The organism is Flavobacterium helocola (genome assembly GCF_038289885.1).
GTDB classification, from domain to species: domain Bacteria; phylum Bacteroidota; class Bacteroidia; order Flavobacteriales; family Flavobacteriaceae; genus Flavobacterium; species Flavobacterium cheniae.
This window is the reverse complement of sequence record NZ_JBBYHT010000001.1, coordinates 851,836-875,701: the sequence shown is the minus strand read 5'-3', so window position 1 is coordinate 875,701 and position 23,866 is coordinate 851,836. Positions and strand designations below refer to the sequence as shown.

At 33.0% G+C, this 23,866-nt stretch carries 22 protein-coding genes; 10 read left to right on the top strand and 12 right to left on the bottom strand.

Translation table 11 applies throughout. The features are described 5' to 3' along the window. Positions 1-117: 117 nt before the first annotated feature. Positions 118-411: an HU family DNA-binding protein gene (locus tag AAEO58_RS04015; RefSeq protein ID WP_008254909.1), complete on the bottom strand. Its 294-nt coding sequence runs from the start codon at positions 409-411 to the stop codon at positions 118-120. Positions 412-541: 130 nt separating this feature from the next. Here AAEO58_RS04015 and mutY point away from each other — a divergent pair, with 130 nt between their 5' ends. The 4 genes from mutY to gldD are packed head-to-tail and all read left to right on the top strand — an operon-like array spanning position 542 to position 3,899. Continuing rightward, complete coding sequence (gene mutY / locus AAEO58_RS04010; protein WP_341682098.1) at positions 542-1,591, top strand: A/G-specific adenine glycosylase; 1,050 nt, start codon at positions 542-544, stop codon at positions 1,589-1,591. A gap of 38 nt (positions 1,592-1,629) precedes the next feature. Beyond that, positions 1,630-2,031, top strand: coding sequence for a single-stranded DNA-binding protein (locus tag AAEO58_RS04005; RefSeq protein WP_026725353.1), 402 nt, complete (start codon positions 1,630-1,632; stop codon positions 2,029-2,031). Positions 2,032-2,046: 15 nt separating this feature from the next. Next, positions 2,047-3,336, top strand: coding sequence for a gliding motility-associated protein GldE (locus tag AAEO58_RS04000; protein ID WP_264368811.1), 1,290 nt, complete (start codon positions 2,047-2,049; stop codon positions 3,334-3,336). 5 nt (positions 3,337-3,341) lie between these two features. Beyond that, positions 3,342-3,899, top strand: a complete 558-nt coding sequence (gldD, locus tag AAEO58_RS03995) for a gliding motility lipoprotein GldD (protein ID WP_341682092.1) — start codon at positions 3,342-3,344, stop codon at positions 3,897-3,899. 31 nt (positions 3,900-3,930) lie between these two features. Here the strand turns inward: gldD and AAEO58_RS03990 are convergent, their stop codons facing one another. Then, on the bottom strand, positions 3,931-4,299 hold the full coding sequence (locus AAEO58_RS03990; protein WP_341682090.1) for a heavy-metal-associated domain-containing protein: 369 nt from the start codon (positions 4,297-4,299) through the stop codon (positions 3,931-3,933). Between the two features lie 110 nt (positions 4,300-4,409). On the opposite strand from AAEO58_RS03990, the gene AAEO58_RS03985 reads away from it, so the two are divergent. Then, the gene (locus AAEO58_RS03985; RefSeq protein ID WP_133610157.1) at positions 4,410-5,279 is read left to right on the top strand and encodes a DMT family transporter; all 870 of its coding nucleotides are present in this window, start codon (positions 4,410-4,412) and stop codon (positions 5,277-5,279) included. Between the two features lie 49 nt (positions 5,280-5,328). On the opposite strand, the gene AAEO58_RS03980 is transcribed toward AAEO58_RS03985, so the two are convergent. Both AAEO58_RS03980 and AAEO58_RS03975 read right to left on the bottom strand, forming a co-directional pair. After that, positions 5,329-7,380 (bottom strand): M16 family metallopeptidase, encoded by a 2,052-nt coding sequence (locus tag AAEO58_RS03980; RefSeq protein WP_341682087.1) that lies wholly within the window; start codon positions 7,378-7,380, stop codon positions 5,329-5,331. Between the two features lie 12 nt (positions 7,381-7,392). Next, positions 7,393-8,718: a M16 family metallopeptidase gene (locus AAEO58_RS03975; protein ID WP_133610151.1), complete on the bottom strand. Its 1,326-nt coding sequence runs from the start codon at positions 8,716-8,718 to the stop codon at positions 7,393-7,395. 188 nt (positions 8,719-8,906) lie between these two features. Here AAEO58_RS03975 and rplU point away from each other — a divergent pair, with 188 nt between their 5' ends. Together rplU and rpmA are read left to right on the top strand one after the other, a co-directional pair. Then, entirely contained in the window at positions 8,907-9,581 is a 675-nt protein-coding gene (gene rplU / locus AAEO58_RS03970) for a 50S ribosomal protein L21 (protein ID WP_341682086.1), read from the top strand. Between the two features lie 29 nt (positions 9,582-9,610). Continuing rightward, on the top strand, positions 9,611-9,871 hold the full coding sequence (gene rpmA / locus AAEO58_RS03965) for a 50S ribosomal protein L27 (RefSeq protein WP_008254927.1): 261 nt from the start codon (positions 9,611-9,613) through the stop codon (positions 9,869-9,871). Between the two features lie 227 nt (positions 9,872-10,098). Here rpmA and AAEO58_RS03960 read toward each other — a convergent pair whose 3' ends face one another. From AAEO58_RS03960 to AAEO58_RS03935, 6 genes are all read right to left on the bottom strand, one after another. Then, complete coding sequence (locus AAEO58_RS03960) at positions 10,099-13,389, bottom strand: PA domain-containing protein (protein ID WP_341682082.1); 3,291 nt, start codon at positions 13,387-13,389, stop codon at positions 10,099-10,101. Between the two features lie 89 nt (positions 13,390-13,478). Next, entirely contained in the window at positions 13,479-14,819 is a 1,341-nt protein-coding gene (dgt, locus tag AAEO58_RS03955) for a dGTP triphosphohydrolase (RefSeq protein WP_341682364.1), read from the bottom strand. Between the two features lie 30 nt (positions 14,820-14,849). After that, positions 14,850-15,074 (bottom strand): hypothetical protein, encoded by a 225-nt coding sequence (locus AAEO58_RS03950; RefSeq protein WP_262319130.1) that lies wholly within the window; start codon positions 15,072-15,074, stop codon positions 14,850-14,852. Positions 15,075-15,185: 111 nt separating this feature from the next. Next, positions 15,186-17,612, bottom strand: coding sequence for a ribonucleoside-diphosphate reductase subunit alpha (locus tag AAEO58_RS03945; RefSeq protein ID WP_341682079.1), 2,427 nt, complete (start codon positions 17,610-17,612; stop codon positions 15,186-15,188). Between the two features lie 123 nt (positions 17,613-17,735). Beyond that, entirely contained in the window at positions 17,736-18,713 is a 978-nt protein-coding gene (locus tag AAEO58_RS03940; protein ID WP_133610137.1) for a ribonucleotide-diphosphate reductase subunit beta, read from the bottom strand. A gap of 268 nt (positions 18,714-18,981) precedes the next feature. After that, complete coding sequence (locus tag AAEO58_RS03935) at positions 18,982-19,548, bottom strand: DUF3109 family protein (protein ID WP_026725987.1); 567 nt, start codon at positions 19,546-19,548, stop codon at positions 18,982-18,984. A 327-nt stretch (positions 19,549-19,875) separates the two neighbouring features. On the opposite strand from AAEO58_RS03935, the gene AAEO58_RS03930 reads away from it, so the two are divergent. From AAEO58_RS03930 to AAEO58_RS03920, 3 genes are read left to right on the top strand one after another with little or no spacing between them, the layout of a single operon-like run. Then, complete coding sequence (locus AAEO58_RS03930; protein ID WP_341682078.1) at positions 19,876-20,457, top strand: MarC family protein; 582 nt, start codon at positions 19,876-19,878, stop codon at positions 20,455-20,457. A 12-nt stretch (positions 20,458-20,469) separates the two neighbouring features. Next, positions 20,470-20,667: a hypothetical protein gene (locus AAEO58_RS03925; RefSeq protein ID WP_133610133.1), complete on the top strand. Its 198-nt coding sequence runs from the start codon at positions 20,470-20,472 to the stop codon at positions 20,665-20,667. Further along, complete coding sequence (locus tag AAEO58_RS03920; RefSeq protein ID WP_341682077.1) at positions 20,667-21,275, top strand: FAD-dependent oxidoreductase; 609 nt, start codon at positions 20,667-20,669, stop codon at positions 21,273-21,275. Before AAEO58_RS03925 ends, AAEO58_RS03920 begins: the two co-directional genes overlap by 1 nt. On the opposite strand, the gene AAEO58_RS03915 is transcribed toward AAEO58_RS03920, so the two are convergent. Continuing rightward, the gene (locus AAEO58_RS03915) at positions 21,262-22,293 is read right to left on the bottom strand and encodes a hypothetical protein (protein ID WP_341682076.1); all 1,032 of its coding nucleotides are present in this window, start codon (positions 22,291-22,293) and stop codon (positions 21,262-21,264) included. The two genes, AAEO58_RS03920 and AAEO58_RS03915, sit on opposite strands and share 14 nt — an antisense overlap. 3 nt (positions 22,294-22,296) lie before the next feature. Next, complete coding sequence (locus AAEO58_RS03910; protein WP_341682075.1) at positions 22,297-23,865, bottom strand: S41 family peptidase; 1,569 nt, start codon at positions 23,863-23,865, stop codon at positions 22,297-22,299. Position 23,866 lies beyond the last annotated feature (1 nt).

Genomic DNA, 23,866 nt, shown 5'->3' with positions numbered 1-23,866 from the left:
TCTTTTTATGACGGTTTGCTCTCGCTCTTTTCTTACGTTTGTGAGTTGCTACCTTATGTCTTTTTCTTTTTTTACCACTTGGCATAACATGTTGGTGTTTAGATTAATAAATAGTTTTTATACTGTAACTTCTGTTTTTTCTTTAACGCTTTCTACAAACACTTTAGCAGGTTTAAATGCAGGAATGTTGTGTGCAGGGATTTTAATTGTAGTGTTTTTAGAAATGTTTCTTCCTGTTTTTTCAGCTCTAGTTTTGATGATAAAACTTCCAAAACCTCTTAAATAAACATTGTCACCAGTTTCTAACGAGTTTTTCACTTCTTCCATAAAAGTCTCAACTGTTGCTTGAACATCTCCTTTTTCAAGTCCTAATTTCTCTGAAATTTTCGCTACGATATCTGCTTTCGTCATTTTCTTTCGTATTTATATTTTGTGTATTTTTTTGAGTTTGCAAATATAAGAATTAAAAAAACAATAATTCAACGTTAATTGATTAAATTTTAATTACTAAAGATTTATTTTTGTTGCCTTATAAAAAATCATGGAATTTTCTAACTCTTTAATTCATTGGTATTTACAGAACAAGCGCGATTTACCATGGCGAAACACGACAAATCCATACCCGATTTGGCTCTCAGAAATTATGCTTCAACAGACGCGTGTGGCACAAGGTTTGCCTTATTTTTTGTCTTTTACTGATGCTTTTCCAACAATTTTTGACCTAGCAAATGCCGATGAAGAACAAGTTTTAAAATTATGGCAAGGCCTAGGTTATTATTCCAGAGCCAGAAACTTACATGCTACAGCAAAACAAATCGCTTTTGAATTAAACGGAGAATTTCCACCTTCATATAAAGAATTATTGAAGCTAAAAGGAGTTGGTGAATATACCGCTGCTGCTATTGCTTCTTTTTCGTACAACGAACCTGTTGCGGTTTTAGATGGTAATGTTTTCAGAGTTTTGAGTCGTTATTTTAATGTAGATAGCGATATTTCTTTGCCAAAAACTAAAACAGAATTCCAACAATTAGCGCAAGAAGTTTTAGATAAGAAGAATCCTGCAGTATTTAATCAGGCGATTATGGAATTTGGTGCGCTGCAATGTGTTCCAAAAAATCCGGATTGTAATTCTTGTGTTTTAAATTCGAGTTGTGCGGCTCTTCAACATAAAAAAGTTTCAGAATTACCGGTAAAGTCTAAGAAAACAAAAGTAACGAATCGCTATTTAAATTATTTAATTTTGAAAGATTCGGATTCCAATTATATTGTGCAAAAACGCGAAGGAAAAGGAATTTGGGAAAATTTATATGAGTTTCCCCTTTTAGAAACTGACTTTTTATTGTCTGAAAAAGATGCAATTGATCAGATTTCAAAAATGCAATTCTACAATCAAAAACCTTCAGAAATTTTGATTTTACAAAACGAAATCACGCTTCATAAATTATCGCACCAGCATTTGCATATTCGTTTTTTCGAACTTCGTTTTGCTTCGAAATTACCTGATTCAAAACCTTTTACAGCAATAGAAAAATTACCTTTTCCAATTGTAATTCATAATTTTATGGTTTCAAATTATTTTAATTCGCATTAAATTACTATTTTTGATTAACCCTAATACATTTACAAGCCATGAACGGAACATTAAACAAGGTAATATTGATAGGTCACCTAGGTGATGAAGTAAAAATGCATTACTTCGAAGGAGGCAATTGCATCGGACGTTTTCCATTAGCGACAAACGAAGTATATATCAATAAAACTACTGGAGAAAAAATAACCTCTACAGAATGGCACAACATTGTCGTTCGTAATAAGGCAGCCGAAATCTGTGAAAAATATCTTTCAAAAGGAGATAAAATTTACATTGAAGGACGAATTAAATCGCGTCAATGGCAAGCTGAAGATGGTGCAACAAAATATACTACTGAAATTCAGGTGACCGAATTTACTTTCTTAACGACTAAGAAAGATACAGACTTAAGTAAATCTTCTTTACCAACAGGTAGCGCACCAGATGATTTTAATGTTTAACTAAATTAATTTAATTTGGATCCTGATCCTGCCAGTTTACTTCACACGATAGATTTTGAATTCCTTTTCGGAATAGTAGCAATTGTTATATTGCTCGCTTGTTCTGCCTTTATTTCTGGTTCTGAAGTAGCTCTTTTTTCTTTATCTCAAAAAGATGTAGATGAAATTCTAAATAAAGATTTCAACAAAGGAACTCTTATTTCCAGATTATTAGAAAAACCTAAGAAATTACTAGCTACAATTTTGGTGGCCAATAATTTTGTGAATATCGCCATTGTTATCATTTTCTCTTCTTTTAGTGGCCGATTATTTAACGGAATTGAATCTTCTGTTTTGCGATTTGTTTTAGAAGTTGTAGTGGTGACGTTTTTCATTTTGCTTTTTGGAGAAGTTTTACCTAAAATTTATGCCAATCGAAATAATATGGATTTTTCCCAAAAAGTGGTAATTCCTATTTCGATTTTAAATAATGTTTTATCGCCAATTAGTGTTCCGATGCGAAATGGTATTCTTTTTATTGAAAAGAAACTGAATGTACAAAAAGGAAATTTTTCGGTAAATCAACTCTCACAAGCGTTAGAATTGACTTCACAATCGGATACAACGGATGGCGAACAGAAAATTTTGGAAGGTATTGTGACTTTTGGAAATACTGAAGTGCGTCAAGTAATGAGTCCGAGAATTGATGTTTTTGCTTTAAATATTGAAGAAACTTTTGAAGAAATAATGCCAAAAATTGTCGAAAAAGGTTATTCTAGAATTCCAGTTTATAAAGAAAATATCGACCAAATTGAAGGAATTTTATTTATCAAAGATTTGATTCCACACATTGATAGTGAAACATTTGATTGGGTAACATTACTTCGTCAACCTTTCTTTGTTCCAGAAAATAAAAAATTAGACGATTTATTGAAAGATTTTCAGGGAATGAAAAGCCACTTAGCTGTTGTGGTGGATGAATATGGAGGAACTTCTGGAATTATTTCATTAGAAGATGTTTTGGAAGAAATTGTGGGGGATATTAGTGATGAATTTGATGATGAAGATTTGATTTATTCTCAAATTGATGATAAAAATTTCCTGTTTGAAGGAAAAATTAGCTTGAAAGATTTTTATCGAATAATTGATGTGGATGAAAATGAATTTGAAAGCAAAAAAGGGGAAGCCGAAACTTTAGCAGGTTTCTTACTCGAGATTTCTGGAAATTTCCCAAAGAAAAGACAGAAAATAACGTTTCATAATCTTATTTTTACCATCGAAAATGTAGATAAGAGAAGAATAAAACAAATAAAAGTTACGTTATAAGAATCATGATACAAAATATATTGAAATTAAGTTGTTTGGGATTGTTTTTTGGATTGGTTTCTTGTGGAGACGAAACATTACCAAAACCAAAAGGACATTTGAGTTTGGAATATCCAAAAGCCAAATATTCTAAATTAGATTCGGATTGTACTTTTACTTTTGAAAAAAATGATTTGGCTAACATAAAAGATAAATCATGTGCTTTTGAAATTAATTATCCAAAAATGAAAGCTACGATTTACCTTACTCACAAATCAGTTAATAACGACATCGATAAATTATTGCGCGATGCTCAAACATTAACTTACAATCATGTTGTGAAAGCTGATGATATTATTGAACAGCCTTTTATTAACGACAAGAAAAAAGTGTACGGAATGTTTTATGAAGTAGGTGGAAACGCAGCTACAAACGCTCAGTTTTACGTTACCGATAGTACCAAAAACTTTATAGTAGGAAGCGTTTATTTTTACGCAAAACCAAATTTCGATTCCATTTTACCGGCAGCAAATTATCTAAAAGAAGATATGCGAAGAATTTTAGAAACATTAGAATGGAAATAAAAAAAGCCCTGATAATCTCAGGGCTTTTTTATTACATTTTTTTCGACTCTGTTACTTTGTAGGAATCACCACCAGCTACACTTTCAATGGTTTTGGTTAACGATTCTAAAGATTGTTTTTCAGCATCGAATTTTACGGTTGCAATTTTAGTTTCGAAATCTACTACTGCTTGTCCAACACCTTCTTGACCAGCTAATTTGTTTTCGATTGTTTTAGCACAACCCATAGCGCAAGTCATTCCGTCGATAGTGAAACTTGCAGTCTGCATTTTAGCTAAATCTGCTTCAGAAATCGCTTCTTTTTTAGTTTCTTCTACTGCTACTTCTTTGTTTTCTTGTTTACAACTTGCAAAAGAAAGAGCAATTACAAGCGCTAAACCAATATTTTTTAAATTTTTCATGCCTACAAATGTTAAATTAAAAGTCTCTAAATAAAGACTATGCAAAATTACAAAAATTCATAGTGCTATTTTCAAAATAAAGGCTGAATTTTGACGTATAAAATGGCGCTATGGAAAACAATTCAACAAAATGGTATTTATTAGGCTTTTTAGGCTGTGTTTGGGGAAGTTCATTCATCTTAATGCAATTGGGTTTGAAAGGTGTAAATTCGGTTCAATTAGGAAGTTTACGAATTCTTTTTGCAGCTTTGTTTTTGATTATTGTTGGGTTTAAACAAATTCCTCAAATTCCTTTGCATAAATGGAAATACATTGCGTTAACGGCTTTGTGTGGTACATTTATTCCAGCGTTTTTGTTTGCTTTTGCACTTTCAAAAATTGATGGTTCTATAAGTTCGATTTTAAATTCATTAACTCCTTTAAATACATTATTGGCAGGATTGCTCTTTTTTGGAATGAGCGTGCAACGAAGTCAAGTATTTGGAGTTATTATTGGGTTTATTGGCTGTGCTTTGTTGGTTTTATTTGGTGATGGAGAAAACACTACTGAAAACTATTACTACGCTATCTTAATTGTAATTGCCTCTATTTTTTACGGAATCAATGTCAACTTAATTAAAAAATACTTATCCGATTTAAAACCTTTAACGATTAGCACAGGAAACTTCTTAATTATGTTTTTCCCCGCTTTAATTGTTTTATACTTTACGGGATTTTTTGATATTGTTCACGAAACTAAAGTGCAAACTTCATTAGGCTTTATTGCTATTTTAGGTGTCGTTGGAACTGGATTTTCGAATATTTTATTCTTTAAATTAATTCAGTTGTCGTCTCCTGTTTTTGCTTCTTCGGTCACGTATATTATTCCAGTAGTAGCTTTTATTTTAGGGTATTTATTTATGAATGAAACGCTTTCTGTAATACAATTATTAGGTGCTTTAATTGTTTTAGTTGGCGTTTACTTTTCGAGTAAGAAATAAAAAAAGCGCCCAATTTCTTGAGCGCTTTCTGAATTTCATGTTTTGTTTATTATTTGAAATCTGCATCAGTTACACCTTCGTTAATTTTAACTTCAGTAGTAATTAATTCGATTTCGATACCAACATTCATGATGGTTTTGTATGGGAATTTCAATCCTTTTACATCTTTGTAATCTTGATAGTAAGTAGTTTGTGTCATTTTTTGACCACCTTGCTCTAATTCTTTAGCTTCAGCTACTTTAAATCCAGTTTTTACATCATAGTAATAGGTAGATTTTCCGTTTTTGATTGCATAAGCATCAGCTCCATTGATGTTTTCAATTCCAGTTAAAGTTACATCTTTATCTGTTAATAGTGCTAACTCTTTGAATGTTGTAGCTTCAGCTTGCATATCTTTCAAATCTTGGTCTTTGAAATCTTTTCTTTGACCTTGTTGTACCATGTAAGCTTCTTTTTCGTTAACCACTTGTTTCATCATGGTCATTCCCATAGCTTTCATTTCTACACCCATTTTCTTAGGAGCTGTTTTAACTACTAATTCTAAAGGAGTTCCTTGAACAGTTCCAGCTGACATTACCGCTAACGTTTTTACATTTTTAACCGCTTTTTCTCCACCAATTGAATTGATGTAAGTGTTTAAAACCGTTTGAGCTGTAACTCCTGCAGGAACAGGCTTTTTAACTTCTGGTTTTTCAGTAGGATTACCATATTTGTCAAAGTAGAAAATTGGTAATTTTTCTCTTTTGCTCATCGCTTCTAAACCAGGTAAAACATCCCCAGCTTTTCCTACGATAACCACTCTTGTTTTATCTGATAAGAAATATTTGTTAGCTGCATTTTTAATATCTTCTGCAGTAACTGCGTTGATATTTTTAATGTAGTTTTCATAAAAATCTTCTGGTAAACCTTGAGTTTCTTTATTTAAAGCGTATCCAGCAATAGTTGATGGTTTTTCAATTTGCATTACGAAGTTACCTACGTATTTTGCTTTTGCATTTCTTAAATCTTCTTCAGAAACTAAATCTGTTTTAATTCTTTTTAACTCATTGAAAAATTCAACAACTGCACTATCTGTTACTGTATTTCTAACAGAAGCACTTGAACGGAATTTACTGATATATTTCCCAGAACCAATTGAAGAATAAGCTCCGTATGTCCAACCGTGTTTTTCACGTAAGTTTAAGAATAATCTACCTTCACCACCACCACCTAAAATTTGGTTCGCTAAAAGAACTGAAAAATATTCTTTATCTGTCATTTTTAAATTAGACAAGTTTACTAAAGCAATTTCAGACTGTACTGCATTTGGTGTATCAATAAAATTGATTTGGCTGTATTGAACGTCTTTTGGAGCTGTGTAAGTTAATTGAGGAGCAGTCGCTTTTTTCCATGATCCAAAAAGTCTCTCTACTTCTTTTTTAACTTCTTTAAAGTTAACATCTCCTACAATTACTAAATAAGCATTAGCTGGAACGAAATAAGTATTGTAGTTTAAAATAACGTCATCAAAAGTCACATTTTTTAGCGTTTCTTCGCTTGTATATTCACCTCTGTAATGATCCTTTCCAAAAACTAAAACATCTTCTACTCTACGAGCAATAGCTGACACACTCTTTTCATCTGCTTTTAAACCTTCGATGATTTTTTCTTTTTCTTTTTCGAATTCAGCTTTGTCAAACAACGGATTTAATGCGCCATCTGCCATTAACTCTAAAATTCTTTTTGAATATCTTGAAAGTCCGTTTCCAGATGCACCAGAAGCATAAAAATTAATACTAGCACCTAAGAAATCAATTTCTTCATTAAAAACATCTTTTGTAATAGTTTCTGTTCCATTACCTAACATTCCACTTAAAATATCCGAAACACCTTTTTTACTTCCTTCTGCATAAGGCGGGTTATCTAAAGTAAGATTGAAAGAAACTCTTGGTAATTTGTGATTTTCCACAACTAAAACTTTTAAACCATTCTTAAGTACAAAACTTTGTGGTTTATTAATGTTTATTGTAGGAGCTGGTCCTGCCTTTGGTTGCGGTCTATCTTGTGCTTGCATAGTTATTGTTAAAAATAAACTGGCTGCTATGTATATAAATTTTTTCATATTCTTCAAATCTTAGTTTTGAGCTTTGTCTTTAGCAGGAACATAATCTAAAATCATTCTTTGATTTGAGTTTAGATATTTTTTTGCAATGTCTCTAATTTCTTCTCTTGTAATAGAACGATAAATTTCAATTTCTGTATTGATTAAATTGATATCACCATACAACATATAATATGTTGCTAAATTGTCTGCAATTCCTTCAACAGAAGCATTGTTACTTACATAATTACTTTCAAATTTATTTTGAAGTTTTTGGTAATCTTTTTCAGAAATTAATTCAGTTTGCATATTAACAATTTCCTCATCAATTTCTTTTAAGATAGATTCTGTAGAATTTTCACCCATTGGTAAACCATAGATTAAATACATTCCATAATCTTCTTGACTGTAGTTGAAAGCACCAATTTGTAATGCCATTTTTTTATCGTCTACGATCTTTTTGTATAATTTAGAGCTTTTTCCATCAGAAAGGTAAGCTGAAATCATATCTAAAACTCTAGCATCACGTGTTTTCATTGATGGAGTTCTGTAAGAAGCCACTAACATCGGAATTTGAATGTTTGGATCTTGCCAAGTTGCTTTAAATTCTTTTGTAATTGGCGCTTCTTCAACTTTTTGACGAGTTACAGGAGCTCCTTTAGGAATAGCACTAAAATATTTTTTAACCCATTCTTTCGCTTGTGCTTTGTCAAATTGACCTGCAATTACTAAAACTGCATTATTTGGTACATAGAATTTTTTGTTGAAAGCTAAGAATTCTTCTAAAGTAGCTGCATCTAAATGCTCCATTTCTCCAATGGTTGTCCATTTGTATGGGTGTACTTTAAACATGTTTTCTTTTACAGCTTTAATTAAATTTCCATAAGGCTGATTGTCAACACGTAATCTTTTTTCTTCTTTAACTACTTCATTTTGTGTATCAACACCTTTTTGGTCAATAACAGGATGCATTAATCTTTCAGATTCCATCCAAATAGCTAATTCTAAATTGTTAGAAGGGAAAACTTCATAGTAATACGTTCTGTCATCTGTAGTATTAGCATTGTTGTTTCCTCCATTTGCTGTAACCAATTTAAACCATTCCCCTTTACCAATGTTTTTTGTTCCTTCAAATAAAAGGTGTTCAAAAAAGTGAGCAAAACCAGTGCGGTTAGGTTGTTCGTCTTTAGCTCCTACGTGATACATTACTGAAGTAATAACCACTGGTGCAGAATTGTCTTGATGAAGAACAACGTGTAATCCGTTGTCTAAATCAAATTCCTCGAATGTTACTTTTTGAGCAGAAGCAGTTCCGCCAAGCATTAGTGCAGTACCCAAAGCCATTAAAGATTTTTTCATACGTTATTAATTTGTTTGATATAATTTTAATTAGACGCAATTTCAATATAATGTTACAATAAATTGAAATTTTATTCAAGAAAATTTACTGAAATTATAATTTCTATTATTTTATTAGACAGATAGTTGTTTGGTTTAGAAATTATTGTATATTTGCAACCTTAAAATTTTTAACTAAAATCATTGTTATGTACGCAATCGTAGAGATAGCAGGGCAACAATTCAAAGTAAGCAAAGACCAAAAGGTTTATGTTCACCGTTTAGCTTCAGAAGAAGGAACTAAAGTTTCTTTTGACAAAGTTCTTTTATTAGATGAAAACGGAACAGTAACTTTAGGCGCCCCAGCTGTAGAAGGAGCTTCTGTAGAAGCCAAAGTGTTACAACACTTAAAAGGTGATAAAGTAATCGTTTTCAAAAAGAAAAGAAGAAAAGGTTACAAAAAGAAAAATGGTCACAGACAATCATTCACTCAAATTTTAATTGAGGGGATTTTAGCAAGTGGTTCAACTAAAAAAGCAGCCGCTCCTAAAAAAGAAGCAGCACCAAAGGCTGAAAAATTAGTTGAAACTGTAGAAGAGAAAGCACCAAAAGCAAAAATTTCTAAAAAAGGTGATGATTTAGCTATTGTAGAAGGTATTGGACCAAAAGCTGCTGAAGCATTAGTAGCTGCAGGAATTGATACATTTGCAAAATTAGCTGCTGCATCTGCTGAAGAAGTAAAAGCTATTTTAGATGCATCTACTTCAAAAGTACAACATTTAGATCCAACTACTTGGGCTCAACAAGCACAATTAGCTGCAGATGGTAAAATGGACGAATTAAAAAAATTACAAGATGAATTAAACGGTGGTAAAGCTGTTTAATTATTATTAACTTATAAAACCAAAACATCATGGCTCACAAAAAAGGTGTCGGTAGTTCGAAGAATGGTAGAGAATCAGAATCGAAACGTTTAGGCGTTAAGATTTATGGTGGTCAAGCTGCTATTGCTGGAAACATCATTGTTAGACAAAGAGGTTCTAAGCACAACCCAGGTGAAAATGTTTACATGGGAAAAGATCATACTTTACATGCTAAAGTTGATGGAGTTGTAAAATTCCAAAAGAAAGCGGAAAACAAATCATATGTATCTGTAGTTCCGTTTGAAGCTTAATAATCTTATTTAGCAAACATATTAAAAACCTCTCCAATGGAGAGGTTTTTTTATTTACTTATGTTTGAACTGTGTCAACTTAAATAAATCAAAACTAACTATAAGTACTTAACCAAAAGAGATTACAAAACCATCTCCATAAACAGAAAATCTAAATCATCTACTTTTAAACAAAACAAAAGAGCCAGTTTTTCAACTGGCTCTTTATTATATAAAAACAAACGACTCTAATTAATTACAATCTTTTCTGAATAATTCAACTCAGAACCTGACAATTTAACGATGTAAACTCCGGTAGTTAATCCATTTAAATCCAAAGAATAGTTACCTGAAAAATCAACTGATTTTGTCTTAACTAATCTTCCGTTGATATCAAATAAATCTACTTTTAAATCCCCAACGTAATTTGAGATAGAAATATTAACTAAATCAGTAGCTGGATTAGGGTACATCTTAATGTTATTTGACTGAGAAAAATCAAGCGAAGAAAGTGTTGTATTAGTAAACATTCCTGAGAATACGCCTCTTCCGTAAGTTGTTGCATAAACCATATTGTCATTTCTCATGTCTAAATCCGTAACTTTCACATTACTCATACCATTATAAGACTGTCTCCATACTGGGGTTGCTGTATCAAAGTTGTTACAAAACCAAACCCCTAACTCAGTTCCAATGATCACTTCAGTTGCAAAACCTCCTACGTTCTTAAGTGGATTTGGCAAAATTGCTTTTACAGGAATGTCTGGAAAATTACCTTCTTTGTTCAACCAAGTTGCACCACCATCTTTTGTATACCAAATACTTACTACATTATAATTGTGCATTGTTACAAAAATTTCATTATTGGATGCACCGTATTCCACATCAGAAATACTACCCACAAATGAAGGTCCTGAAATATCAGCCCATACTGGAGTTACATCTGCAGTTGTTAGTCTTAACAATCTACCTAAACGAGTACCTACTAAAAGGGTAGTTGAAGTAGTTGTGTATGGCGAAACAGCAAATGCAGTAGGAGGCGCAGTTAATAAAGCATTTGTTAAATTTGTTCTACCTATTGTTCCAGATTTTATATTAGAATATCTTCTTATTCTAAAAGTTGTTCCATTAGAATAATCTGAATATAGTAAATCTCTATTTGAATCTAACACCATTGGCGCTATAAAGGCTCCGTTATTAACATTGGGATCATTATCATTATCTAATGCTCTAGATGTAACAGTCGATCCTGGAAGAGGTCTAATGTTTATGCTTTCATTGTACACATAATTCGAAATGTAATATTTATCAGCCCCCTGGTCAAACATAGTAAAAGCACCATCACCGCCTTGAGATTGAGTACTACCATTTACATTAGCTGTTGCATTTGCAAAATACTGAGTACCATTGTCTTGTGCACCAGCAGCAAAATAATCTCCTGCTAAAGTCATTCCACTAACAGCTTGAGTTGGAGCAACACCTAAACTATAGAATTGAGTTATATTCAAACCATTAACCCTTGTTGCAATCACAGATGTAGAAGTTGGAGCAGCAGATAAGCTCGATGCATAACTCACACCACCATCATGTGCAAAAATTGCTTGATTAGCATTCCCTGGTCTAAATACCATTGCGTGTTGATCTGCATGCACAACTGAAACCCCTGTTCCAAATGTTGATGACCATTTTGATATTGTTTGCCATGAAGCACCACTATTTGTTGAACGATGAATATCTATTCCTCCTATATAAACAATTGCGTCATTAGTTGGATCCACCTCAATCATCAAATCATAAAAAGCTTGACCTCTACAAAAATCAGTTGCTGATGTACCATGGATACCAGCAGGTTCAGAAACTGGGTTTAAATTTGTAAATGAATTAGTAGTAAGATAAATATCCGCCTCACCTGTTGCTCCATCTTGTACCAAAACATAAATCTTATTTGGATTATTTGCAGAAAGTGCTATTTGAGTTCTACCTGCGTCTTGAATGTAATTTTTTAGAACAAAATTCACACCATTAGTTGATTGAAATATAGTTCCTCCTCCATCACCATAAACCACACTATTAGTTGTAGATACCCAAATAGAATTATCAGACCCTATTTCAATATTATTTGGACAATATTTATTACCATTACCTGTTAAAGATAAATTTAATTCTATCCAAGTTACACCACCATCTACAGACTTATACAATCCATATTGAGGACCTCCTAAAAATGTCGTTGCATTAGCGCTACTATAAAACGAATCTCCCGCAGCAACATATATTTCAGAAACACCTCCATTATTTCTAATTTTGATATCATTAATATGTTGAATTCCCGGAACTAAATTCCCAGTAAACTGTCCTTGAAGCGGCGCAACTAACGTCACATTAATGGTATTAGATGCTATTGCGGATTCTAAAGCATCACCATCAGCTTTAGATATCATAACAGATGGAATTGTAATTGGATCTGTCTCTATACCACCCATTGGCACAGGAGTTCCATCTACGTTATTCATCATTATTACTGCAATCGCGCCAGCATCTTGAGCGTTCTTTATTTTTTGTATAAAAGAACAACTTCCTCTTCTTATTAATGCAATTTTTCCTGAAACTTGAGCCCCATTAGTGAGTCCATTACAACCAAGAGTTGAAGTGCCACCACTACCATCATTAGCCAAAACAATATCCCCAGATAAATCAGCTGTTAACAAAACACCAAATGCTGTAGTTGGATAACACGCATAATTATTAATTAGTGGCGTTGGAGAATTAATTCTCACGAGTGCAGCAGATTGAAAAGATGTAGGGCCAGTTATACCGCCAAATACCTTTGTCCAAGTAAGACCAGCGTTTGTAGATTTCCAAACGCCATCTCCATTTACATCTCCACCAACATATGACTCACCAGTACCTACATAAAAAACATTAGTATTATTTGGATCGTATGCTATAGAAGAAATAGCTAGGTTATCAGGTATATTTACTCGTGTCCAAGCAGTATTTAAAGTGATGTCATTATTTACCCATAATCCACCACTTACTCCACCTGCAAAAACTCTCTTAAAAATTGCATCGTTAGGATCAAACATAATGGCTCTTACTCTTCCCCCAACATTATTGGGCCCTCTTTCAACCCAATTGTTATCAGAAGCATCTCCTGGAGTTCTTCCATTTGCAAGAGCTTCTTGTCTTTCTCTTTGTAATTGCTCTCTTAATTGAATTAATTTTTCAGGTGTAGGTTTACCTGTTTCAGGATTCATTGTCAACTCATACTCCATTTCGTAGTACTTCTTAGGAGGAATGCCCATTGCTTTTCTCTCGTTTTTTGAAAGTTGAAGTGTGTTTTTAAAAGGAGAATTAGCTAAATTTTTGGCGTGCATTTTTCTCACCGCCTTGGCTTGCTTTTTTGTCAATGACTTATTGACAGCTACAACATTTGTAGATTTATTCTCTTTTTCTTTGTTCTTACCAGCACTTGACTGACCAAAACTAAAAGAAAAAAAGAGCAATATACTAAGTAAAAATAGTAATTGTTTTTTCATGGTTAAATTGGGGTTAAATTATTACAATCGCAACAAAATTAGCATTTTACATGAAAATCAAAAATTTTTTACGAATTATTTTTTCATATTCATTTATTTGCTTGAATAGTTTTGTATAATTCTAAAGCTTTACCATCTGTCAATAACGATACAAAGTGACAAATGTGTAAGAGTCTGTCGTACAGATTGTCTTTTTGAAACTGAAAACGTTCAGGCAATAATTTCAATAATAATTCATCATAATTTGAAGCGGTGCCGTTTACTTTGTTATTGTAAGCGGTACAAAAACCATCTAACAAATTATTGATAATTTTATAACCCATTACTTCTTTCTGAATTACCTCCTTACTTTGATATACGTTTTTAATACTTATTTGGATGATATCATTCATTTGCGCTTTGTACTGACTTTTATCCATCAAGGCAAACGGGAATTCTCCAGCCAAAATAGCTTTTTCGTTATCCATAAAAACCGCTACCGCATCATTGATTAAACTTCCAATAGCTAAGGCTCGCAAGTAACTAATTCTATCTTCTTTAGTAAGTAATTCGTTGTATTTTTTGGTGTCGATTCCGTTTTTGACTAGTTTGATTAGATATTCTAATGCGTATTCTTCGGAAATCCAACCTAAATTAATTCCGTCTTCAAAATCGATAATTGTATAACAAATATCATCAGCCGCCTCTACTAAATACGCTAAAGGATGGCGTTCAAAACTAATATCATTTACTGATTTATTTGAAATCAAACCTAAATCGTTTGCAACCTCAGCAAAGAATTCTTTGTCTTGCTGAAAGAAACCATATTTTTTATCACAAATTTTTTGTGTTGGTTTTTTAGGCAAACTTTCTTTTGGATATTTCATAAATGCACCCAAAGTCGCATACGAAATACGCAAACCGCCTTCAATTCCTTCACGAGAAGCTGCTAATACTGAAAATCCGTTGGCATTTCCTTCAAAATCGATTAAATCTTGCCATTGTTTTTCGGTCAATTGGTCTTTGTATTGCAATCCGTTTCCGGTTTTGAAATATTCGCCAATTGCTTTTTCTCCTGAGTGTCCGAAAGGTGGATTTCCAATATCATGAGATAATGCCGCAGCAGCCACAATCGCACCAAAATCATTCGCTTGATAACCATGAACTTCTTGTAAATGCGGATATTTAGCAATAATTTGCTTCCCAACTAAACGTCCCAAAGAACGGCCAACCACAGAAACCTCCAAACTATGCGTTAGTCGGTTGTGTACGAAATCGGTTTTGGAAAGTGGAATGACTTGCGTTTTATCTTGCAAACTTCTAAAAGCGGCAGAAAAAATAATTCGGTCATAATCTACTTCAAAGCCTAAACGGGTGTCGTCTTGTTCTTTTCGTAAACGTTTACTGGTGTCGCCTTGTCTTTTTAAAGACAATAATTGTTCCCACTGCATCATGTGATTTCAGATTGAAGATTTTAGAAACTATTCTTTTTCGTTAGCCAAAAAGAAATTTCTCGATTTTTTTGGATACTGATTGTAACTTTTATCACTCGGATTTACGATTACCGATTTGATGTTGATTTCGTCTCCTAGTTTGAAGTTTTTTTCTGTGTATTGGTAATCCAATAAATATTCGCCACAGAAATAGTTTCCGTCTGCGTCTTTTTCTATAATTCCAGTGTGAACCCCTTTTTTATCTTTTGACATAATCTGTTTATTTTTTTCAAATGTACGAATTGAAACGCAATTTTTTAAAACAAAAACAGCCATCAAATGACAGCTGTTTTCTATGTTATATTCTCTGTATTCTATTCCTAATTAAGAACCACACATTTCGCAATCTTCTGGTCCAGCATTTTTTGCCATTTCAATCATGGCTCTGTATTCTTCAGCTGTCATTTCTACTGGTTCACTTACAACAGCAATGCTTTCTACTTTTTGAGTTGGCTCTTGTATTTCAATTGGTGCCGCTACTTTATCGTTATTTAAAGTAAACTTAATCGCATCAACCGCAGATTTTGTTCTTAAATAATACATTCCTGTTTTTAAACCTGATTTCCAAGCGTAGAAATGCATCGACGTTAATTTCGCATAATTCGCATCTTGCATAAACAAGTTCAACGATTGCGATTGGTCAATGAAATAACCTCTTTGGCGGCTCATATCGATAATATCTTTCATCGACATTTCCCAAACCGTTTTGTATAATTCTTTTAAGTCAGCTGGAATTTGCGCAATGTTTTGCACAGAACCATTGTGACGCATGATTTCTTGTTTCAACGTTTCGTTCCACAAACCTCTTTCTACTAAATCATGTAATAAGTGTTTGTTTACTACAATGAATTCTCCAGAAAGTACTCTTCTTGTATAAATATTAGAAGTATAAGGTTCGAATGCTTCGTTATTTCCTAAAATTTGAGAAGTTGAAGCAGTTGGCATTGGCGCTACTAACAATGAGTTTCTTACTCCGTTTGCCATTACTTCTTTTCTTAAACTTGCCCAATCCCAACGACCAGAAAGTTCTTCGTCTTTGATGTTCCAAAGGTTGTGTTGGAATTCTCCTTTAGAAATTGGTGATCCTTCAAAAGTTGAATATGGTCCTTCTTCTTTAGCCATTTCCATAGAAGCGGTTACGGCTGCAAAGTATAAGGTTTCAAAAATTTCTTGGTTTATTTTTTTAGCTTCATCACTTGTAAAAGGCATTCTCAACAAAATAAAAGCATCAGCTAATCCTTGCACACCTAATCCAATTGGACGGTGACGCATGTTTGAATTTTCTGCTTCTAAAACCGGGTAGTAATTTCTATCGATTACTTTGTTCAAGTTACGCGTTACACGTTTTGTTACGTTATATAACAATTCGTGATTAAAAGCTCCGTTTTCGATGAACATTGGCAAAGAAATAGAAGCCAAGTTACATACTGCAATTTCGTCTGGAGAAGTATACTCCATGATTTCGGTACATAAATTAGACGAACGAATGGTTCCCAAATTCTTTTGGTTCGATTTTCTGTTCGCTGCATCTTTGTACAACATATATGGTGTTCCTGTTTCGATTTGAGATTCAAGAATTTTTTCCCAAAGTTCACGTGCTTTGATGGTTTTTCTACCTTTTCCTTGTGCTTCGTATGAAAGATATAAAGCTTCAAACTCTTCTCCATAAATTTCATCTAAACCTGGACATTCGTTTGGACACATTAACGTCCAAGTTGTATCTTCTTCTACACGTTTCATGAATAAATCGGAAGTCCACATGGCAAAGAATAAATCTCTTGCACGCATTTCTTCTTTACCCGTATTCTTTTTCAAATCTAAAAATTCGAAAATATCAGCATGCCAAGTTTCTAAATAAATAGCGAAACTTCCTTTGCGTTTTCCTCCACCTTGATCTACGTAACGAGCGGTATCATTGAAAACACGTAACATTGGAACAATTCCGTTTGAAGTTCCGTTTGTTCCACGAATGTATGAACCTGTTGCTCTTACATTGTGAATAGCTAAACCGATTCCTCCCGCTGATTGCGAGATTTTTGCTGTTTGTTTTAAGGTATCGTAAATTCCGTCAATACTATCATCTTTCATTGTTAATAAGAAACAAGATGACATTTGAGGTTTTGGAGTTCCTGCATTGAATAATGTTGGTGTAGCATGTGTAAAGAACTTTTTCGACATTAATTCGTAAGTTTCAATTACTGCTTCTAAATCATTCAAGTGAATTCCAACCGAAACACGCATTAACATGTGTTGCGGACGCTCTACGATTTTCCCGTTGATTCTTAATAAATACGAACGTTCTAAGGTTTTAAAACCAAAGTAATCGTAATTAAAATCGCGAGTATATATAATATGAGAATCTAAAAATTCTGCATTGGCTTGAATTACTTCGTGCACCTCATCTGAAAGCAAAGGCGCTTCTTGATTGGTTCTTGGATTCACATAGTGATACATTTCACTCATCGTTTCCGAGAATGACTTGTTGGTGTTTTTATGTAAATTTGAAATAGCGATTCTTGCTGCTAATTGCGCATAATCTGGGTGAGCAATTGTCATAGAAGCCGCTGTTTCAGCTGCTAAATTATCTAATTCTGATGTAGTTACTCCGTCATACAATCCTTCAATAACACGCATGGCTACTTTAACAGCGTCTACTCTGTCATTTAAACCATAACATAGTTTTTTAATTCTATCTGTGATTTTGTCGAACATTACTGGCTCCTTATGGCCATCTCTTTTAACTACATACATACTTTTTTAGTTTTTTTGAAATCAGACAATCCCTTCCCTGCTTTCTGGTTATTTGTAATCTTTTTTTGAATTGAGTTTTACTTCCTAATTCTAACGGAAATATATTTACTTTTAGTACACCGATTAAAAATCAGCGTCAAAACTAATTTTGCTTGATTCTGAATCAGAGTTCATTACTCCTGCTTTTTGATATTCTGCTACACGTTTTTCAAAGAAATTCGTTTTTCCTTGTAACGAAATCATGTCCATAAAATCAAATGGATTTGAAGAATTATATACTCTATCACATCCTAACTCTACTAACAATCTATCGGTTACGAATTCTAAATATTGTGTCATTAAAGTAGCGTTCATTCCAATCAAACTCACTGGAAGCGACTCGGTAATGAATTTTCTTTCAATACGTAAAGCGTCAACGATAATTTCTGTAATTCTTGCTTTTGGTACTTTGTTTACGATGTGATTCGTATGTAAATGAACCGCAAAATCACAATGCATTCCTTCGTCACGAGAAATTAATTCGTTTGAAAAGGTTAATCCTGGCATTAATCCACGTTTTTTCAACCAATAGATAGAACAGAAAGAACCTGAGAAGAAAATTCCTTCTACTGCTGCGAAAGCAATTAATCTTTCTGCGAATGAATCCGATTCAATCCATTTTAAAGCCCACTCCGCTTTTTCTTTAATTGCTGGAAACACTTCAATGGCATGAAACAATTGATTTTTTTCTACCTCATCTTTTACATAAGTATCAATCAACAACGAATAGGTTTCGCTATGAATGTTTTCCATCATAATTTGGAAACCGTAGAAGAATTTTGCTTCTGGATATTGCACTTCGTTAACAAAGTTTTCCGCTAAATTCTCGTTTACAATTCCGTCAGACGCAGCAAAAAATGCTAAGATATGTTTGATGAAATATTTTTCATCATCGTTTAATTTATTGTTCCAATCATTTAAATCGGTATGTAAATCTATTTCTTCTGCTGTCCAAATACACGCTTCTTGTTTTTTGTACCATTCCCATATATCTTGATGTTTGATAGGAAAGATTACAAATCGATCTTTATTTTCTTGCAAAATAGGTTCCACTATAGACATAGCTATTTGATTTTAAAAATGTTAATGATTGGTTAAATTGACTTATTTGGGGATTACAAAGTTTGTCATTTGAAACGAGAAATGAAAGTCAAACTTATTCACAATTGGAGCAAGTTTTTAACAAAGTTGAAAATTGTCAGTAAATTAATATAGGTTTTTTAAAATATTGATAATCAATAAGTTAAAAACAAATAAAACAACTGTTAAAACCTTGTAAGCGATTGATAAATCAACCTCTCACAACGATTTTTGAACCATAAAAATTAGATTATTTTTTCAACTCTTTTGCTACTTTGTCTAATTCGTCAAACCATTGTTGTCCGAATTTTCTAACTAGTGCTTCTTTCACAAATTGATATACTGGAACTCCTAATTCTTGTCCTAACGAACACGCGTCATCGCAAATATGCCATTTGTGGTAATTAACCGCTGCAAAGTCCGAATATTCTTTAATTCGAATAGGATACAAATGACAAGAAACTGGTTTTTTCCAATCTACAATCCCTTGATTGTAGGCTTGTTCGATTCCACAAAGTGCCGTTTTTCCGTCAAAAATCACGTAGGCGCAGTCTTTTCCGTCGATAAGTGGTGTTTCTAATTCACCAAAATCAGAAACCACGTGCGTTCCTTGTTCTTCAATGGCTTTTATTCCTTCAGGACGAAGAAAGGGTTTTACTTTTGGAAAAATTTCAGCTAAAATTTTGGTTTCTTCCTCATCTAAAGGAGCACCTGCATCGCCATCCACACAACAAGCACCTTGACAAGCTGACAAATTGCAAACGAATTCTTTCTCTAAGATTTCTTCGGAAACGATGGTTTTATTTAACTGAAACATATTGGGTTTATTTTAAAGTGCAAAGATAGCAAATGATTTAGGATTGATGATTAACGATTGATGATTTTAGAAATTTAATAAATAGTTATTTTTACATAAAGATTCCCCGAGATTTCATTTGAAAGTTATTCCGTTGATTCGAAACACACCGAGACGTTTAACTTTTTACTTTGCGCTCTTTGCGAAAAAACTTTGCGACTTTGCGTTTAAATCTTAACATTACTTGAACTTGTCCTTGATTTTTGCCCTTGCAATTGATAATGTATCGTTAAATTAAAAACGTTCTTCATTCAATATCCTTATATTTGCACAAATATTCAGTGTTTTATGGATTTAGGAATTAATTGGAAAGACATTTTTACCATCAGCATGATTTTATTTGCTGTGATTGATATTGTAGGAAGCATTCCGATTATTGTGGGTTTACGCAGTAAAATGGGTCACATTCAATCGGAAAAAGCAACTATTGTGGCAGCTGTGATTATGATTGCCTTTTTATTTGTGGGAGAAGAAATTCTAAAATTAATTGGTATTGATGCAAATTCGTTTGCTGTTGCTGGTTCGTTTGTATTGTTTTTTCTTGCCTTAGAAATGATTTTAGGCATACATTTATACAAAGAAGACAATCCGAGTACGGCTTCTATTGTTCCCATTGCGTTTCCATTAATTGCTGGAGCTGGAACGATGACAACTATTTTGTCGCTTCGTGCTGCTTATGACAAAATAAACATTATAATTGCAATTGTTATCAACGTAGTTGTAGTCTATGGCGTGTTGAAATCATCAGGAAAAATTGAACGTTTATTAGGCGTTAACGGATTAGGTGTTATTCGTAAAATATTTGGTGTTATTTTATTGGCAATTGCTGTAAAATTATTCGCCGCAAATGTTAAAGGATTGTTTATTTAGAAATTTATTGAAATGAAAATATTTACTTACGTGGCGGTTGCCATTGCTTTAGCTTTAATTGTTTTTAATCTTTTTCAAATTGATTATAGTAATCCGTTTGAAGGAAATAGTACTATTGCCATCATCGGTGTTGTAGCTGGAATTTGCGCCATCTTATTATTGGTATTATTGCGCTTTTCAAAAATGATTGAAGAGAAAACGAGACAATAATGATCGACGTTTTAATTATTGGCGCTGGAGTTTCAGGCGTTTCGTGTGCTTTGATTTTGGGTTCAGCTCAAAACAAACCTTTTGCAATGGATAAAAAAATTGCGATTGTTGCCCACCAAAAAGCGTCTTCGTTACAAAATGCCATTTTTAATAACGCTTATGGAATTCCCGCAGGAAAATTAGGAAGTGAATTATTGGAAGAAAGTTTGGAACACTTAACCAACTCGTATCCGCACGTACAACAAATTCATGGTGAAAAAGTGCTTTCCATTTCAGGTGAAGCAGGAAATTTCACAGTTTCTACCAACAAATCTTTGCTTCAAGCCAAAATTGTAGTTGTTGCGATTGGAGCTGGAAATCCTTTTACGATTGAAGGTTTGGAATCGTTTGTAATTCCCCATCAAAAAGCTGCTCCTGAGAAAAACAGAATCCAATTAAAAAATACCGACCACTTGGTTACCGAAGGTATTTACACAGCAGGTGTTTTGGCTGGACACAGAAGTCAATTAAGTATCGCCGCAGGAAGTGGCGCTTCAGTAGCAACCGATATTTTAACTTTGTGGAATAACGGAAATCCAGTGCAAGTGCATGATGCTATTGGGAAATAGAATCAACCTTACTTCTTGACATTATATAATTAAAAAGCCCAACAAATACTGGAAAGCTAAAAATAACTAACCAAATCATAGTATGCCTTGGCAATAAATCATAATAGCCATTAAAAAAATATAGACAGGTACAATATAAAATACATATTAATGAATTTTTTCTTGAAACTTGACTATCAGAAAATCGTTTAATATGTTCGCTTTTTGCATGAAACAAATCTTTCTTATAATTTCCGTTTTTGCTAGGCAATAAGTCTGTAAGGAAAAAATAATTTTGCAAAATATAAATAGCTGAAATTCCTAACAAAAAATATTGTATTCCGATGTGAAGTCCTTCAGCAAAATATTCTGAATCTTCAATATTTTTATTTGTAAAAACTCTAAAAATGTTATCTAAAGCAAATGCAAAAACAACTATTGAACTCCAAATACTTAAAACAAGTCTACTTGTCCTAGATAATGGCATATAAAATAAAGAGTGAGAAATTGAGTAAACAGCAAAGAGTAATCCTACAATTAAAAGAATTTTTACAACAATAAAATCAATATTTATAAATCCGTAATCTAAAACCCAATAGATTAATGACAAGGATAATAATAGTGTAATTCCTTCTGTCAACTTTTGTACAATCTTTTCTTTATAAAATATAGCAGAAATAACTACGTAAATAATAACAATTGTTTGAAGCCAAAATTCAATGTGCGATTCTATGTTGTAGTTTACTTCATTTTTTTTGGGCAAAAAAGCTATAAAACTAAAAACATAAGCACCAATAAATTTAAAAAATACAATTTTCCAATCCTTTGAAATCCTATAACTCTCAATAATAACTCCGCTTAATAAAGCAAACAAACTAATCGAAAAAAAACTTCTTTCACTGACAGTAATTTTATAGACAATAAAAAGGGTAAATGCTGAAGCAAAAATTGAAACCCAAACAAAAAAAGGCATCAAATTTATACCTGCTGATTTTCTTTTAGATTTTACGCTAGTTCTTTTCTTTAAACTTAATTTCATATTTTACTTACTCAACACCTTATTCACCATATCTTCTTTTTTCAAAATCAATTGATAATACGCTTTTTCATTAAAAAGTTGACGAACAAACTCAGCGTGAAGATAAAATAACACTTTTTCTTTTTGATTGTCTAAATTAAAAAGCAATCCACCTTTTGCCATGTAAGTTTTGAAGTTGTTGAAATAATTTCCTGAACGAATTTCTTTTTCTAAACCTTCAGTGGTAATTTTTTCAAACTTCTTTCTGTTTTGATCCAATTGTTCAAAGACAAAATAATTCACTAATCCCGATTGCATCAACATCGTTAAACCTTCGGCTCCGTGCGAATCTTCTAACGGTACAAAAATATCTGGCATAATACCGCCACCACCATAAACCAAGCGACCTTTCTTGGTTTTGAATTTTAAGCTATCCGCGATTTTAGTTTTGTCTTTTTCGTATAATTCGCCACTTTCGAAGCGTTTTTCAAATTCGTTAAAGTAGTTTTCGCCTTTATCTTCATACGGTTTTTGAATAGAACGACCCGATGGCGTGAAATATCTTGCAACAGTTAATCGCACAGCCGATCCATCGCCTAATGGCATTTCGCGTTGCACTAATCCTTTTCCGAAAGAACGTCTTCCAAAAACCAAACCTCTATCGTTATCCTGAATAGCTCCTGCTAAAATTTCACTGGCCGAAGCACTATTTTCATTGATTAAAACACTGACTTTCCCTGTTTCGAAAATCCCTTTTTCAGTCGCTAAAGTACTTTCGATTTTATCTTTTTTGTTTTTGGTTTTAACGATTAGTTCTTTGTTTTTTAAGAATTCATCTGCAATTTTTACTGCCGATTCTAAATAACCTCCACCATTATCTCTTAAATCGATAATAATATGATTAGCACCTTCTTTTTTCAATTGGGTTAAACCCGATAAAAATTCATCATACGTTTTTTCAGCAAAGCGATTTATTTTAATGTAACCCGTAGTTTTGTCAACCATTTGAGCTACATCTACACTCTTAATTGGAATAACATCGCGGGTAACGTTTACGGCAAATTTTTTCTTTTCGGATTTTCGATAAACCGTCAATTTTACATTAGAACCTTGTTCGCCTTTTAAGATGGAAAATAACGTATCAGTTTCTAATTTTTTGTTGTACAACTGCAATTTATTCGCAAAGAGAATTCTATCACCTGCTTTTAGACCTGCTTTTTCAGAAGGACCATTTGGAATAGGTTTTATGATGGCTACCGAATCGTTATACATGTAGAAATTTACGCCAATTCCAACGAAATCTCCTCGCATGCTTTGCTCCACTGCAGCTAATTCACTTTTTGGAATGTAAACTGAATGCGGATCGAGTTTCTCAAGAATTCCGTTAACGGTTAAATCTACGATAGAATCAGTATTTAAACTGTCAACATATTCTTTCTCGATGAAATCGATGAGTTTATTGAGTTTGTTTTTGTTAGCATTCTTGCTTAAGAAAGCATTTTCGGTAGAAGGATTGAGTTTACTTCCCAATAACAAACCTGCCGCAACAGCTACTGCGATTACTATTGGAAAATATACTTTATTCATTTTCATT

What these genes read in the sequence shown, in the direction of transcription:
- AAEO58_RS04015 (WP_008254909.1), bottom strand. Translation starts at nt 411, where the DNA reads ATGACGAAAGCAGATATCGTAGCGAAAATTTCAGAGAAATTAGGACTT.
- mutY (WP_341682098.1), top strand. Translation starts at nt 542, where the DNA reads ATGGAATTTTCTAACTCTTTAATTCATTGGTATTTACAGAACAAGCGC.
- AAEO58_RS04005 (WP_026725353.1), top strand. Translation starts at nt 1,630, where the DNA reads ATGAACGGAACATTAAACAAGGTAATATTGATAGGTCACCTAGGTGAT.
- gldD (WP_341682092.1), top strand. Translation starts at nt 3,342, where the DNA reads ATGATACAAAATATATTGAAATTAAGTTGTTTGGGATTGTTTTTTGGA.
- AAEO58_RS03990 (WP_341682090.1), bottom strand. Translation starts at nt 4,299, where the DNA reads ATGAAAAATTTAAAAAATATTGGTTTAGCGCTTGTAATTGCTCTTTCT.
- AAEO58_RS03985 (WP_133610157.1), top strand. Translation starts at nt 4,410, where the DNA reads ATGGAAAACAATTCAACAAAATGGTATTTATTAGGCTTTTTAGGCTGT.
- AAEO58_RS03980 (WP_341682087.1), bottom strand. Translation starts at nt 7,380, where the DNA reads ATGAAAAAATTTATATACATAGCAGCCAGTTTATTTTTAACAATAACT.
- AAEO58_RS03975 (WP_133610151.1), bottom strand. Translation starts at nt 8,718, where the DNA reads ATGAAAAAATCTTTAATGGCTTTGGGTACTGCACTAATGCTTGGCGGA.
- rplU (WP_341682086.1), top strand. Translation starts at nt 8,907, where the DNA reads ATGTACGCAATCGTAGAGATAGCAGGGCAACAATTCAAAGTAAGCAAA.
- rpmA (WP_008254927.1), top strand. Translation starts at nt 9,611, where the DNA reads ATGGCTCACAAAAAAGGTGTCGGTAGTTCGAAGAATGGTAGAGAATCA.
- AAEO58_RS03960 (WP_341682082.1), bottom strand. Translation starts at nt 13,389, where the DNA reads ATGAAAAAACAATTACTATTTTTACTTAGTATATTGCTCTTTTTTTCT.
- dgt (WP_341682364.1), bottom strand. Translation starts at nt 14,819, where the DNA reads ATGCAGTGGGAACAATTATTGTCTTTAAAAAGACAAGGCGACACCAGT.
- AAEO58_RS03950 (WP_262319130.1), bottom strand. Translation starts at nt 15,074, where the DNA reads ATGTCAAAAGATAAAAAAGGGGTTCACACTGGAATTATAGAAAAAGAC.
- AAEO58_RS03945 (WP_341682079.1), bottom strand. Translation starts at nt 17,612, where the DNA reads ATGTATGTAGTTAAAAGAGATGGCCATAAGGAGCCAGTAATGTTCGAC.
- AAEO58_RS03940 (WP_133610137.1), bottom strand. Translation starts at nt 18,713, where the DNA reads ATGTCTATAGTGGAACCTATTTTGCAAGAAAATAAAGATCGATTTGTA.
- AAEO58_RS03935 (WP_026725987.1), bottom strand. Translation starts at nt 19,548, where the DNA reads ATGTTTCAGTTAAATAAAACCATCGTTTCCGAAGAAATCTTAGAGAAA.
- AAEO58_RS03930 (WP_341682078.1), top strand. Translation starts at nt 19,876, where the DNA reads ATGGATTTAGGAATTAATTGGAAAGACATTTTTACCATCAGCATGATT.
- AAEO58_RS03925 (WP_133610133.1), top strand. Translation starts at nt 20,470, where the DNA reads ATGAAAATATTTACTTACGTGGCGGTTGCCATTGCTTTAGCTTTAATT.
- AAEO58_RS03920 (WP_341682077.1), top strand. Translation starts at nt 20,667, where the DNA reads ATGATCGACGTTTTAATTATTGGCGCTGGAGTTTCAGGCGTTTCGTGT.
- AAEO58_RS03915 (WP_341682076.1), bottom strand. Translation starts at nt 22,293, where the DNA reads ATGAAATTAAGTTTAAAGAAAAGAACTAGCGTAAAATCTAAAAGAAAA.
- AAEO58_RS03910 (WP_341682075.1), bottom strand. Translation starts at nt 23,865, where the DNA reads ATGAAAATGAATAAAGTATATTTTCCAATAGTAATCGCAGTAGCTGTT.